Origin of the sequence: Bradyrhizobium nivariense (assembly GCF_029846695.2) — a bacterium.
Classification (GTDB): Bacteria; Pseudomonadota; Alphaproteobacteria; order Rhizobiales; family Xanthobacteraceae; genus Bradyrhizobium.
The window spans coordinates 1-13727 of the sequence record NZ_JARWCR020000043.1 but is presented as its reverse complement, the minus strand read 5'-3'; the positions used below and the strand labels follow the sequence as shown (position 1 = coordinate 13727).

The 13727-nt window shown below is 63.1% G+C and carries 16 protein-coding genes; 14 read left to right on the top strand and 2 right to left on the bottom strand.

What is annotated here, in order from left to right; translation table 11 throughout:
• Positions 1–10 precede the first annotated feature (10 nt).
• The 13 genes from QCM77_RS28810 (at position 11) to QCM77_RS28750 (ending at position 10119) form a co-directional block, all read left to right on the top strand.
• A complete protein-coding gene (locus QCM77_RS28810; protein WP_279685860.1) occupies positions 11–1240 on the top strand; it encodes a flagellar hook protein FlgE in 1230 nt (409 codons plus the stop codon).
• Between the two features lie 34 nt (positions 1241–1274).
• Positions 1275–2753 carry a flagellar hook-associated protein FlgK gene (gene flgK / locus QCM77_RS28805; protein ID WP_279685859.1) on the top strand — a complete coding sequence of 493 codons (1479 nt, stop codon included), beginning with the start codon at positions 1275–1277 and terminating at the stop codon, positions 2751–2753.
• Positions 2754–2756: 3 nt separating this feature from the next.
• Complete coding sequence (locus tag QCM77_RS28800) at positions 2757–3803, top strand: flagellar hook-associated family protein (RefSeq protein ID WP_279659415.1); 1047 nt, start codon at positions 2757–2759, stop codon at positions 3801–3803.
• A gap of 33 nt (positions 3804–3836) precedes the next feature.
• Entirely contained in the window at positions 3837–4181 is a 345-nt protein-coding gene (gene flaF / locus QCM77_RS28795; RefSeq protein WP_063706425.1) for a flagellar biosynthesis regulator FlaF, read from the top strand.
• On the top strand, positions 4181–4591 hold the full coding sequence (gene flbT, locus QCM77_RS28790) for a flagellar biosynthesis repressor FlbT (RefSeq protein WP_279659416.1): 411 nt from the start codon (positions 4181–4183) through the stop codon (positions 4589–4591). Before flaF ends, flbT begins: the two co-directional genes overlap by 1 nt.
• 14 nt (positions 4592–4605) lie before the next feature.
• Positions 4606–5028 (top strand): flagellar hook assembly protein FlgD, encoded by a 423-nt coding sequence (gene flgD / locus QCM77_RS28785; protein ID WP_279685858.1) that lies wholly within the window; start codon positions 4606–4608, stop codon positions 5026–5028.
• Positions 5025–5291, top strand: a complete 267-nt coding sequence (fliQ, locus tag QCM77_RS28780) for a flagellar biosynthesis protein FliQ (RefSeq protein ID WP_279659417.1) — start codon at positions 5025–5027, stop codon at positions 5289–5291. The genes flgD and fliQ overlap by 4 nt, the downstream gene beginning before the upstream one ends.
• A gap of 85 nt (positions 5292–5376) precedes the next feature.
• Entirely contained in the window at positions 5377–7458 is a 2082-nt protein-coding gene (gene flhA / locus QCM77_RS28775) for a flagellar biosynthesis protein FlhA (protein WP_279685857.1), read from the top strand.
• Positions 7455–8207, top strand: a complete 753-nt coding sequence (fliR, locus tag QCM77_RS28770; RefSeq protein ID WP_279659419.1) for a flagellar biosynthesis protein FliR — start codon at positions 7455–7457, stop codon at positions 8205–8207. Before flhA ends, fliR begins: the two co-directional genes overlap by 4 nt.
• Before the next feature lie 6 nt (positions 8208–8213).
• Entirely contained in the window at positions 8214–8633 is a 420-nt protein-coding gene (locus QCM77_RS28765) for a hypothetical protein (protein ID WP_279659420.1), read from the top strand.
• Positions 8630–9109 carry a rod-binding protein gene (locus tag QCM77_RS28760; protein ID WP_279685856.1) on the top strand — a complete coding sequence of 160 codons (480 nt, stop codon included), beginning with the start codon at positions 8630–8632 and terminating at the stop codon, positions 9107–9109. Before QCM77_RS28765 ends, QCM77_RS28760 begins: the two co-directional genes overlap by 4 nt.
• A 42-nt stretch (positions 9110–9151) precedes the next feature.
• A complete protein-coding gene (locus QCM77_RS28755) occupies positions 9152–9664 on the top strand; it encodes a flagellar biosynthesis protein FlgN (protein ID WP_279685855.1) in 513 nt (170 codons plus the stop codon).
• A complete protein-coding gene (locus QCM77_RS28750) occupies positions 9661–10119 on the top strand; it encodes a hypothetical protein (RefSeq protein ID WP_212485151.1) in 459 nt (152 codons plus the stop codon). Before QCM77_RS28755 ends, QCM77_RS28750 begins: the two co-directional genes overlap by 4 nt.
• 245 nt (positions 10120–10364) lie before the next feature.
• Here QCM77_RS28750 and QCM77_RS28745 read toward each other — a convergent pair whose 3' ends face one another.
• On the bottom strand, positions 10365–11135 hold the full coding sequence (locus QCM77_RS28745; protein WP_279685854.1) for a response regulator transcription factor: 771 nt from the start codon (positions 11133–11135) through the stop codon (positions 10365–10367).
• Between the two features lie 819 nt (positions 11136–11954).
• Between QCM77_RS28745 and QCM77_RS28740 the strand changes: the two genes are divergently transcribed.
• Positions 11955–12896 carry a hypothetical protein gene (locus tag QCM77_RS28740; RefSeq protein WP_279685853.1) on the top strand — a complete coding sequence of 314 codons (942 nt, stop codon included), beginning with the start codon at positions 11955–11957 and terminating at the stop codon, positions 12894–12896.
• 14 nt (positions 12897–12910) lie between these two features.
• On the opposite strand, the gene QCM77_RS28735 is transcribed toward QCM77_RS28740, so the two are convergent.
• Positions 12911–13489 (bottom strand): MarR family winged helix-turn-helix transcriptional regulator, encoded by a 579-nt coding sequence (locus QCM77_RS28735; RefSeq protein ID WP_279685851.1) that lies wholly within the window; start codon positions 13487–13489, stop codon positions 12911–12913.
• Between the last annotated feature and the right edge of the window lie 238 nt (positions 13490–13727).

The following is a 13727-nucleotide window of genomic DNA, read 5'->3' as shown; positions in this document are numbered from 1 at the left end:
AGCCCAATTCATGAGCCTGTATGGTGTTATGCGCACCGGCGTTTCCGGGATGAGCGCGCAGTCCAACAAGCTGTCGACGGTTTCGGACAACATCGCGAACGTCAACACCACCGGCTACAAGCGGGCTTCGACCGAGTTCTCCTCGCTGATCCTGAAGAGCGGCTCGGGTAATTACGATTCCGGCGCGGTCGAGACCACGGTGCGTTACGCCATCTCCGATGCCGGCAACTACCAGTTCACGACCTCGGCGACGGACCTCGCGGTCCAGGGCAACGGTTTCTTCGTGGTGCAGGACCCGAACGGCAACAACTTCCTGACGCGCGCCGGCGCGTTCGTGCCCGACAGCACGGGCAATCTCGTCAACGCGGCCGGCTTCCAGCTGATGGGCTACAACATTGCCAACGGTGCCACGCCCACCGTCGCCGCCAACGGGTTCGGCGGCCTCCAGGTCGTCAACGTCAACCAGATGGCGCTCCAGGCCGCGCCCTCGACCAAGGCTACCGTGGCCGCCAACCTCGATCCGAGCGCAACCGCGATCGCGGCGCCGGCCGGTCCGGCCAACTACACTTCGAAGACCTCGATGGTGACCTACGACAACATCGGCAATGCCGTGACGCTCGACGTCTACGCCGCAAAGACGGGCGCGAATACCTGGGACATCGCGGTCTACAACGGCGCAACCGCGCTGACGACGAGCGGCCCCGCGACCACGTTCACCTTCAACGTTTCCGCGGCCGGCAAGGGCGCACTGGCCGCCGCGAGTCCGAAGGCGCTCTCGGTGGCGATCCCCGGCGGTTCGGCTGCCTTCAACATCGACCTCTCGGCCATGACCCAGGTCGCCTCCAGCTTCGGCTTCAAGGCGACCGTGGATGGCAACGCTCCGTCCGCAGTGGACAAGGTGAACATCGACGACAAGGGCGTCGTCACCGCCGTCCTCAAGAACGGCACCACGCTGCCGAGCTTTCAGATCGCGCTCGCGACCGTTCCGAGCCCGGACCATCTGACGCCCGAAGTCGGCAACGTCTACTCGCCGAACCTGGATTCCGGAAACGTCCAGGTCGGCCTCGCCGGCCAGGGCGGGCTCGGCACCATCCAGTCGGGTGCTCTGGAAGATTCCAACGTCGATCTCGCCGACGAGTTGACCTCGATGATCGAGGCGCAGCGCGGCTTCACCGCGAACTCGAAATCGTTCCAGACCGGCGCCGACTTGCTGGACGTGGTCGTCAACCTGAAGCGCTGATTTCTTCAGCGCTCGTCCCCGGCAAGAGCAGATCATGAACCTTACCGCCGCTCTCGAATCCGCCCGCTCCTCGCTGATGGCGTCGGGCATCCAGTCGTCGGTCATCTCGCGCAACATCGCCGGGGCCAGCGCCACCGGCTATTCGCGCAAAATTGCCGTGCTGGACAACCTCCCCGGGACCGGCGTCTACGTGGCGGCGATCCAGCGCGCCGCGAGCTCGGGTCTCTACGACAACGTCTTGACCGCGACCTCGTCGTCGGCCAAGCAGAGCGCGATCTCCGACGGTCTCCAGAAGATCTCATCTGCCACGGTGGACGATCCGGAGCTCGACCAGTCGCCGACGGCGCAGCTCAATGCGCTGAAGAAGGCACTCCAGCAATACGCCAACGCCCCGGACAACACCACGCTGGCGCAGGCGGCGGTGACGTCCGCCAAGGACATGGCGATCGCGCTCAACCAGGCGACCCAGACCGTGCAGTCGGTCCGCGAGGGCGCGGATGCCGACATGAACACGTCGGTTCAAAACATCAATCGGTTGCTCTCCCAGTTCCAGACCGTGAACACCGCGATCGTGAAGGGTACGATCTCCGGCGACGACATCACCGACTACCTCGACCAGCGCGACAGCATCGTCTCGCAGCTGTCGCAGGAGCTCGGCGTCACCATGTCGACCCGTCCCAACGGCGACGCGGCGCTCTACGCCGACAGCGGCGTGGTGCTGTTCGACAAGACGGCGCGGACGGTGAGCTTTGCGCCGACCAACGCTTATACGGCCGGGACCACCGGCAATGCGGTCTATATCGACGGTGTGCCGGTGACCGGCGCCAATTCAGTGATGCCGCTGAAGTCGGGCAAGCTCGCGGGCCTCGCCCAGCTGCGTGACCAGGACACGGTCACCTACCAGAGCCAGCTCGACGAAATCGCGCGCGGCCTGATCGATACCTTCAAGGAAAGTGACCAGTCGCCTGTTCCGACGCTGCCCGACGTTCCCGGTCTCTTCACCTATCCCGGCGCGCCGGCGATGCTGGCGAGCGCCACCGTCTCGGTGGGCCTCGCTGGCACGATCTCGGTTGCTGCATCGGTCGATCCGGCCCAGGGCGGCAATCCAAACCTGTTGCGCGACGGCGCGATCAGCGGCAACGTCGCATACCAATACAACACCACCGGCTACGGCGGCTACTCGGCCCGGCTGCAGCAGCTCATCGGCGGCATGGATGCGTCGCAGCCGTTCGATGCAACCACGCAAGGCAAGCCGAGCGGCAGCTTGATCGACTTCGCGTCGTCGTCGACGAGCTGGATCGAAAACCAGCGCAAGACCGCGGACTCCAACGTCACCTACCAGAAAACGCTGCTCGACCGCAGCACCGCGGCGCTGTCGAACGTCAGCGGCGTCAACATGGACGACGAGATGTCGTTGATGCTTCAGGTCGAGCGCACCTATTCGGCCTCGTCGAAGATCATCTCGACCGTCGACGAAATGTTGCAGAGCTTGCTGGCTGCCGTGGGGAATTAAGTCATGATGAGCGCGAACTACATCTCGACGTTGATGCTGTCTTCTTCGTTGAGGTCCTCGATCACGAACAATCAGGCCGCGCTGGCCAAGGCCTCGAAGGAAGCCACCACCGGCCGCTTCGCCGATGTCGGCCTCGAGCTTGGTGCCACGACGGGAGGCGACGTCACCCTGCGCGCGGACCTGAGCTTCGCCGATCAGCTCGTCGATACCAACGGGCTGGTCTCGGGACGCCTGGACATAACGCAGAGCCGGATCACCCAGCTTGGTTCCACCGCAACGGACTTCCTCAAGGACCTGATCGCGGCCCGCAGCACCGACGGCGGCGGGCGGATCATCCTGCCGCCTGCGTCCTCCAACCTCCAGGATCTGATTGGCGCGCTGAACGTCTCCTATAACGGCTCGTATCTCTTTTCGGGCATCAACACGCAGAACACGCCGATCACGGCCTACACTGCCGGCTCGGCCAGCAAGAACCAGGTCGATGCCGATTTCTCCGCCTTCTTCGGCTTCACGCAATCCTCTCCCAGCGTGAGCGGCATCACCGCGGCTCAAATGCAGACGTTCCTCAACACCAGCTTCGATGCCGAGTTCGCGAGCCCGGCCTGGAACACCAACTGGTCAACGGCCACCGACCAGGTCATGCAAAGCCGAATCTCCACGACCGAGATCGCCGATACCTCCGTGAGCGCCAACCAGACCGGCTTCCGCAAGCTCGCCGAGGCCTACACCATGATGGCGGATCTCGGGAACACGAACCTGGACCAAACGACGTTCCAGGTCGTCGTGGACAAGGCCATCGGCCTTGTCGGAAACGCCATCACTGACCTTGCTACCCTCGGCGGCAACATCGGCACGGTCCAGCAGCGGATTACCTCCGCAACCGATAAGCTCAAGACGCAGCAGGACATACTGAACAATCAGATCGTCGGTATCGAGCGGGTCGATCCGACGGAAGCGTCGGTTCGGGTCAACACCTTGCAGACCCAGATTCAGACCGCGCTCGCGCTGACGTCGCAGCTCCAGAAGATCAGCCTCATCAACTATCTCTGAGCCAAGGCTCGTTTAGAAGGCAGAGTTGTCCCGATGACGTTTGAAGCCTACGAAGCGGTCGTCGACGAGAGCGGCTATGAGGCGCGGGGCCGCGAGCGGCAGGCGCTCAGCCTCGGCATCGACCGGCTCGAGCGGATCCAGAAGGGCCGCTTCAGCCTCGAGGATCTGGTCGAGAGCCTGCTCTATGTGCGGCGGCTGTGGACGATCTTCATCGAGGATCTCGCGCATCCGGAAAACGGACTTCCGGAAAAGCTGCGCGCCGACATCATCTCGATCGGGTTGTGGGTCGTCAAGGAAGCCGACCGCCTTCGCGAAGAAAGATCGAACGACGTGATGCAGCTCATCGAAATCAACCGCCTGATCCGAGACGCTCTTTGATGAAGATATCCTTGCGTGCGGGCGAACGAGTCTACATCAACGGCGCGGTGCTGCGCGTGGACCGCAAGGTCTCCGTCGAACTCGTCAATGACGTGATGTTCTTGCTCGAAGGGCAGATCATGCAGGCCTCCGACGCCACCACGGCGCTGCGGCAGCTCTATTTCATCGTCCAGCTCATGCTGATGAACCCGACCGACGTCCGGGATGCATCGGCTCTCTACGGGCAGCATCACGCGGCCCTGATCGCGGTGTGCGAGAGCCACGAGATGCTGGTCGGGCTTGGCGCCATCAACGACCTGGTCGAGGCGACCCGTTACTTCGAAGCGCTCAAGCGGATCCGGGCGCTGTTCCCGGTGGAGCAGGCCATCCTGGCCGGCGCCACGATCGATTCCCCATTCGAGGCTGCCTGACAGCGGAGAAGCACATGAACGTCACCAGCGCGACCGATAGCACCAGCAAGTCATCCAGTTCGACCGGCTCGACGACGTCGACGTCGAGCACCGGCGTCGACTACAACACGTTTCTTCAGCTCCTCATCGCGGAGATGAAGAATCAGGATCCGACCAATCCGATGGATACCTCGCAGTATATGAGCCAGTTTGCGCAGCTCTCGTCGGTCGAGCAGGCGATGCAGACCAATACGAAGCTCGACGCTCTGCTGTCTTCGCAGTCGCTGTCGCAGGCCGACGGGCTGATCGGAAAGACCGTCAGCTTCACGGACTCGACCGGAGCGAGCTTCAGCGGCAAGGTCGCTTCGATTTCCATCAACAGCGACGGCTCCGTCGCGACGCTCGAGAACGGCACGAAAGTCGCGATCGGCCCTGGTCTCACGATCAGCCAGTCATGAACGAACGGGACGCTCTCGACATCGTCCAGGCGGCGATCTGGACCATCATCGTCGCCTCCGGGCCTGCCGTCGGCGCCGCGATGCTGGTCGGCACCATCATCGCGCTGATCCAGGCGCTGACCCAGATCCAGGAGATGACGCTGACCTTCGTTCCGAAGATCATCGTCATTCTCGTGGTCGTTGCCGTCTCCGGCTCCTTCATCGGGGCCCATCTCTCCACCTTCACCGAGATGGTCTATTCGCACATCGAGCGCGGCTTCTGATCCGGGCGGCCCGGGCCACGCCCGCCACCACCCCCGCGTAAGCTTTGCACGGCAGATTACGGGCCGGATCCTCTGCCGGTGACCCATGTCCGATACGTTAGCTGCTAGCCTGCCGACCCCGCGACGATTGGGCGCCGACGCCTTTTTCGCAGGCGGCATCGTGGCCATGCTCACGATCCTGTTCCTGCCCATACCGCCGATCCTGATCGATCTCGGCCTCGCCTTTTCGATCGCGCTGTCGGCGCTGATCCTGATGGTCGCGCTGTGGATCCAGCGGCCGCTCGATTTCTCGGCTTTCCCGACCGTGCTCCTGATCGCGACGATCCTGCGGCTTGCGCTGAACGTCGCAACGACTCGTCTGATCCTGTCGCGCGGCGGGGAGGGGGAAAACGCCGCGGGCCATGTCGTTGCCGGCTTCTCGAAGTTCGTCATGGGCGGTGACTTCGTCATCGGCCTGATCATCTTCGCGATTCTGGTCACGGTGAACTTCGTCGTGATCACCAAGGGTGCAACGCGTATCGCCGAAGTCGGCGCCCGCTTCACCCTGGATGCCATCCCCGGCAAGCAGATGGCGATCGACGCGGACCTGTCCGCAGGCCTGATCGACGACAAGGAAGCCCAGCGCCGGCGCCGCGAGCTGGAAGAGGAGAGCGCGTTCTTCGGCGCCATGGACGGTGCCTCGAAATTCGTCCGCGGCGACGCCATCGCGGGCCTGATCATCACCGCGATCAACATTTTCGGCGGTATCATTATTGGCGTGACGCATCACGGGTTGACGCTGGCACGCGCCGCCGACGTCTACACCAAGCTGTCCGTGGGCGACGGTCTGGTAACGCAGATGCCGGCCCTGATCGTGTCGCTGTCGGCGGGCCTGCTCGTCTCCAAGGGCGGCACCAGGGGTTCGGCCGAGCAGGCGGTGTTGCGGCAGCTCGGCGGCTATCCGCGCGCGGTGTCGGCCGCGGCGCTGATGATGTTCGTGCTCGCCTTGATGCCGGGGTTGCCGATGGCGCCCTTCCTGCTGCTCGGCGGCGTCATGGCCTTCGTCGGATACTCGCTGCCGAGGCGGCAGGCGGCCCTGAAGCAGAAGGAAGACGCGCGCAAGGCCGACGAACGCGCCCAGGTCGAGGCCAAGGAATCCGTCAAGGAATCGCTCAAGACCGCGGAGATCGAGCTGGCGCTCGGCGGCCACCTTTCGGTCCATCTGCTGGGCTCGCGCACCGAGCTCGCGCACCGCGTGGCCAAGATCCGCAAGAAGTTCGCCAAGCAGTACGGCTTCGTGGTTCCCGAGATCAAGCTCACCGACAATCTGTCGATCGATCCCAAGGGCTACCAGATCCGGATCCACGACACGCGCGTCGCCCAGGGCGAGCTCAGGCTCGGCGAGGTGCTGGTGCTCGTCGACAAGGACGGCAAGCCGGACGTGCCCGGCGAAGAGGTGATCGAGCCGGCCTTCGGCATGAAAGCCCTGTGGGTGACGGACGCGTTCGCCGACGAGGTCAAGCGTCAGGGCTGCAAGCCGGTCGACAATCTGTCGGTGCTGCTCACGCATCTGAGCGAAGTGGTCAGGGCCAATCTCGCCCAGCTCCTGTCCTACAAGGACATGCGCGGCCTGCTCGACCGGCTCGATCCCGAATACAAGCGCCTGGTCGAGGATCTCTGCCCGTCGCAGATATCGTACTCAGGACTGCTGGCGATCCTGAAGATCCTCCTGGCCGAGCGCGTGTCGATCCGCAACCTCCATCTGATCCTCGAGGCCATCGCCGAGATCGCGCCCCATGTGCGGCGCTCCGAGCAGGTGGCAGAGCATGTGCGCACGCGTCTTGCCCAGCAGATCTGCGGCGATCTCTCCGACAACGGCGTGCTCAACGTGGTCCGTCTCGGCAACCGTTGGGACCTGGCGTTCCACCAGAGCCTGAAGCGCGACGCCAAGGGCGACGTCGTCGAATTCGACGCCGATCCGCGCCTGATCGAGCAGTTTGCGACCGAAGCCAGCGCCGCGATCCGAAAGTTCACCGAGAACGGCACCAGCGTGGTGATGGCGGTGACCCCCGAAGCCCGTCCCTACGTCCGGATGATCCTGGAACGGGTATTTCCGACACTGCCGATCCTGTCGCATGTCGAAGTCGCGCGCAGCACCGAGATCAGAGCGCTCGGAGCCATATCGTGATCAGCGGCCTCGCCGACAGCGTGCTGGTGACGTTCATCGTGTTCTGCCGCATCGGTGCCTGCCTGATGCTGGTGCCCGGCTATTCCAGCGTCAACGTTCCGGCCCAGGTCCGCTTGTTCGTCGCGCTCGTCACGACGTTTGCGCTGACGCCGATCCTGGTCGCTGTCCTGAAACCTCTCACGGACAACGCGGCGCCGCTGACGCTCGCGCTCCTGATCTGCTCCGAGCTCGTGGTCGGCAGCGTCATCGGGCTCGGCGGCCGGGTGTTCTTCCTCGCACTCCAGACCATGGCCACCGTGATGGCGAGTGCCATCGGGCTGAGCAACATCCCGGGGACGCCGATTGCCGACACTGATCCGGCGCCGGCCCTGGTGCCGCTGATCATGGCGTCCGTCACCACGCTGTTCTTCATGACCGACCAGCACTGGCAGGTTCTGCGCGGGCTGATGAACTCCTACGACGTCTGGCATCCCGGCGACAGGCTCGGCGGCAGCATGCCGCTCGACCAACTCGTCGGCCGGCTGTCGGAGGCATTCGTGCTGACGCTGCGGATCGCCAGCCCTTTCATCGTCTATTCGGTCGTCGTCAACTTCGCGGTCGGCCTGATCAACAAGCTGACGCCGGCAATTCCGGTCTACTTCATCTCGGTGCCGTTCGTGCTGTTCGGCGGTTTCCTGCTGCTCTATCTCACCAGCGACGAGCTCTTGACCCAATTCATGCTCGGCGTCTCGTCATGGCTGGCGGGGTGATCGGTCATGACGTCGCGCGCGGACAAGCTCGGCCGGATGGTCTCGCTCGTGAAGCTCCAGCTCCGGCTGTCCGAGTGGCAGCTCGCGCATCTGCGGCAGCAGGAGCGCAGCTTGCAGGACGAGCAGGAATGGCTGGTCGGAACTCTCAACGAGGGGAAGCCGCCGGCGGGATCATCGAGCGAATCGATCGCGCGGCGCCTGGCCAGAACCAGCGTCGGCGCGCGCGCGGTTCAGGCGCAGGCCTCGCAACAGCTCGACCAGGTTCGCACGGAGAGCCGCCGTGTGAAGCAGTTCGAGCAGGTCGCGAAGGCGGCGCTCGCGGACAAGCTTCGCGACGCCGAGAAGCGATCGCTCGAGGAGATGACGGGAACAAGCCTCACCGTGCGCGAGTGGACGCCACGGCCAGCCAGCCGGAACAAGACATGATCGTGACAGCGACACCCGACCTCGTTCTCGACGTCCTCGACGCGGCCGATCCCGTGGCGCAGCGCGCGGCCACCGCGAAGCTCGACGCGCTGAAATCATCGGACACGGATTTCGCCGCCACGATGAACGCGGAGGTCGGCAAGGCCAAGGCGGCGGCTGCCGATCAATCCGCTACGATGGTTTCGGAAGCGCAGTCGGGTGCGGTGAACGGGGCGCCGGTGCAGGTGATCAAGGCGCCGGCATCCGGCGAGGTGTACCGGAAGTTCGAAGCCTTCATCCTCCAGACCTTCGTCGAGACGATGTTGCCGAAGGAGTCCGAGGAGGTCTTTGGCAAGGGCACGGCCGGCGGCGTCTGGAAGTCGATGCTGGCGGAGCAACTTGGTGCTCAGCTGGCAAAGGGCAAGGGCATTGGCATTGCCAAGCAGCTCGCCGCCGCGCATCCGGCGGGGCCGGCCGCTACGGGCAAGGCCGGATGACGATCCGGAAATGGGTGACAGAAGTTGAAGGGTGAATTTCCTATGCAGGCACAAGAAGGCGCGGCGGCCCTGGTGATGGAACAGCCGGTCGTGGACACCGAGGCGATGACGACGGCGGCCGTGTTGGGCGATGCGCTGTTGCCCGTGCTGCTGCCGAATGTCGGTGGCGAGGTGGCGAGCGACGGCGCGGATGCGGCGAGATCGGACGAGGTGCGCGGCCTGCTGGCTGCAATCCGCCGGCTCGAAAGCATCGTCGAGGAGGAGACGGTCGCGCTCGCTACGGGTCAGAAGATCGACTTCGACGAGTTCAGCGCCCGGAAGAGCCGGAGCATGCTGGAATTCGTCCGCCTGATGCGGGCACGAATGCATCTCGGCAGCGAGGTCGAGATCACCGAGGAGATCCAGCGATTGCGCGAGAAGCTCGAGCGAAACCGTTCCATCCTCGAAATGCACTACGACGCGGTGCGCGAGGTCGCAACTATCATCGTCAAGGCCATCAAGGATGCCGAGTCGGACGGCACCTATACCGGTCGTGCAGCACAGGACGGAAGATGATCAGACTCGTGCTGGCCGGGCTCTGGGTATGCATCCTCACCGCGGGCACGAGCTATGCCGTGGCCTATTGGAAGGAAAACGGCAGCCTGCTGCCGGCGAAGGACGAATATCTCGACGGGCTGCAGTATCAGAAGACGCGGGCGCTGAGCGTGCCCATGGTCGAGGGTGGCAACGTGCAGGGCTACATCGTCGCGCGCTTCGTCTACACCGTGGAAGCGCGGACCATGCATCAGCTCAACGTTCCGCCGGAGCCGTTCGTCGTCGATGAAGCCTTCCGCAGGATCTATGCCGACGACCGCCTCGATTTCAGGAAACTCGCCCGTTACGACCTCTCCATCCTCACGACGGCCATCAAGCAGCGCGTCAACGAGCGGATGCAGGCCGATGTCGTCCAGGACGTCCTGGTCGAGGACTTCAACTACGTGTCGAAGGAAGAATTCCAGCAGAAGCCCTAGAAGCATTATCGGTTCCGATTGAATCAGAACCGAAGCTCTGGATTCCGGGTTTGAGGCGTTTTATTTCACGCGAACCGGTATCCACTTCGTCCGAAAACGCTCGAGAGCAAACAGCGGGGCCCGAGGCGCCGCAGCGCCGGTACCGCCGCGCCGGGGTTCGCCGGTTACGTCGCTGAAAGTACAACGGCCTCTGCGAAGGTAATTCGCAGAGGCCGTTGTCGGTTTCGTGGCAGCGCCCTGCCGTATCAGTTTCCGGCCGGATACGCCGCCGGGGCGGCATGCGCCCTGTTCAGGAGGATGCCGACCTCGTCGAGCTCCTGCATCGGTACGTCGATGGTCTCGCCGGCCGGGATGTCGAGGCGGTACCCGACGTAGCGGCGGGCCACGATCGCATCGAAGCCGAGGCGGTCGCGGAGTTTCTTGCGCAGCTTGCTGACGTGGCTCTCGATCACGCTCTCGTCGAAGGTCGCCTCGAAGATGCCGTAGACCGCGTTGAAGATCTGCGTCTTGGTGATCCACTTGCCGTGGTTGCTGACCATATATTCGAGAATGCGCAGTTCGCGGCGGGGCAGGGTGAGGGCGTGGCCCGCGATCTCGGGGTCACGTCCGTTGAAGAAGACCTGGATCCTGGTCTCGCAGGGCCTTGGCAGTTCCCCGACCCGGCGGCGCGCGATTGCGGCCGTTCGGGCGAGGATCTCGCGGAGATGAATCGGCACGTGCACGACGTCATCGACGCCCGATTCGAACAGCTCCAGCGTGTTCTTGAGCATCTTCTGGCCGCTCATGGCGATGATGGGAGCCGAGGAGCGCTTGCGCATCGCCCGCGGCAGGCTTCCACGAGCGTCGCAATCCCCGAGGAGGAAGGCGTCCACCGCAGCCAGATCCGATTCACTCGCAGATTGCAGCCAGTCCCAGAACTCTCCGGAGGAGAAGCCGATCGACGAAACACCTTCGCGAACGAGCCCTCCGACGTAGCTGTTCGTGACGCTCTCGCGATCATCAACGATAATATACATCAGTCTTTCGCCCCTGTTTCGCACTTGTTGCGGCCGGTTCGTTGTTGTGATGCCCGGCTCGGCAACGGTGCTGTTTGACGACATTCCTTCCCGCGAACCGTTGTTATGGTTTCGATATTCGCGGGCAGCCCTACGCATTCAGTGCCTGCGTTTCGCAGGCCTGCTACTTCGACTCGATACTGAACGCTTACTGCGTGAGGCCCGGCGGGTGTCTTGCGGACCACCTCGCGGAGCGGATTGAGAAAGCGACCTAGAACATTTGCGCCAAGTTGCTCATCGCGTCCGAACGCTACCGTACTGTGTCGATCCCCCCGCCAACTGGCGAGAATCACTTGAGTAGGACCGTAACAATTGCCGATTTCCGATCAAGCGTGCGCAACAAAGCGATTGCTACACGTGCTTGATGTTGTTGGTTTGTTTCGAGTTGTTTCTTTGTATATCTAACCGCATCAGTTGATTTGGAATCTGAACTAGTTTTGCATCATCGCAGGTATAAAGTTCCGCATCTCCGTATGATTGCAGCTATTTTGGGTGGTGCTGCGCTTCATGCACATTGAGGGGTTTTCAACCCGGGATTGACTCTCCTCATCGCGTTTCCACATGCGACAATTCGACTCATGTATAGCGAGGCGACTCCAGCTTGGCGAAATCTTGGCGAGTGTGTGTCTTTCGAGTCGCACTCTCGCCACGTGTATGACGCGTTGGACTCATGTGACGTCGTCTCGCGCGGGATGAAAATTTTTCGATGCGCACGTTTCAGGCAAGCTTCGGCAAATAACCTCACCGATCGATAGATCGAACCGAACGGAGCATTCTCACATGTTGTCCGATGGACAAGCTCGTCCGAACGCGACTGCCGATGTTTCAGCGGCGGCGAAGCCGGCTGCGGAGGCGCGCGATGCCAGGGACAATGCGGCGCGAGGCGCCAAGCCTGCTGCGAACACCAAGCGTGTGTCGGCAGTAGCGAGTGATGAAACTCTGGCGAAAGAGGCACTCGAGGGTCTGAAGCGTATTCGCGCCAAGGCGCGGCTCGATAAGATGGCGATACCCAAGCCTACGTCGACCGTGATCAAGCCGGCCGTGATCGTGGCCAAGCCGCCGCCGCCGCGTCCGACATGGGTCGCGCCGCTCGCAACATTGGCGGTCGCTGCGATCCTGGTGGTCTGCGCCTGTACCGGCGTGATCGCCTATCTCACCACGCAGCCCGCCCAGAGCAATGTCGCGACCAATACGGAGATCAGGAACCTGCGCGAGACGGTGGCTCAACTGCGCAAGCAGGTTTCGGGCGTGTCCGACAATCTCGACGGCCTGCGCACCGCGGTCGATCAATCGAGCAAGGCGACCAATGACCGTTTTGGCCGTTTCGGCGAGAACCTGGATCGGATCGAACGGGTGAGCTCGTCCTCGACGGTGAAGCTCGACAAGCTTGCCCAGGCGCAGGCCCAGGCTCCGACGCCCGTCGCCTCCCAATCGCAGCAGCCAATGCCGATGATGGCTTCGGCCACCGCGCCCGAGATCACGGGATCGGTGTCTCCGTCCGAGCGCACGTCGGCGCCGCGGAAGACGGTCAAGGGCTGGTCGGTCCGCCAGGCCTATGAGGGGATTGCGATCCTGCAAGGCCCGAACGGCGTCATCGAGGCCGTGCTGGGACAGCAGGTGCCCGGCCTTGGCCGCATCGAGGAGATCAAAAACGAGAACGGACGTCTGGTGGTGGAGTCCAGCGGGGGCGTCATCTATTCGTCACGCAAGGCAACGCCCTGATCGAGGGCCGCCTTCTATTGGCGGTGATGCTCGAAGCTGGTGCATAGCAGATCGACCTCCGCCTCCGCGATCGGCGCGCGAAACAGGCGGCAGCTGAACTCGGCCGTCGTCTTGCTGTCCGCGGTGGTGCGATCTTCGCGGAGGAAGATGCATCGCTTGCAGACGTCGGTATGATGCCGCTGTTCGGCTGCGTCCGACTGATCCAGCACGTGGCGGAGCCCGTCGCGGAAGCTGGCCTTGGCCTCGTCCTCGAGGACGGCGATGGCCTCGACGAGGACGTTGACGGGGTCGCGCACCAGGAACTTCTTGCCCTGCTGTGTCACACTCAGCATCACCGACCGCTTGTCCTGGGCCGAGCGCTTTCGCTCGAGATAGCCGAGCCGCTCCAGCTCGCCGATGATGAACGAGGCGGTGCCGCGCGTGGTGCCGACGTAACTCGCGAGCGCCGACGGCGTCCGGGAAAACCGGTTGGCGCGGGAAAGGAAGCGCAGAGCCATCCACTCGCGGTCGCGCAAGCCGTGCTTGGTGCCTTCGAACCACAGCATCCTTGCGACCTGCTCCAACAGTTCAATCGATTCACGAGCTAAATTCATTTCAATTCCGGGTCGGATAAATCTTTATTCAATTGAGCTTTTGGTAGCGCAATCTGGGTGGACGAGAATGAAGCTCCCGGGCGGTCCTTCGAGGGAACTTCCGGACGTGGAACTAGGGTCTGTTGAGATTCACTTGGAATGGATGACAGCGGTGGCGAGGTAGATCATCGCTTCGAAGCTGCCGTCTGTCTTGTCACATCGCATCGCTATGCGTTTGAATTCCTTCAGCTTGCCGAAG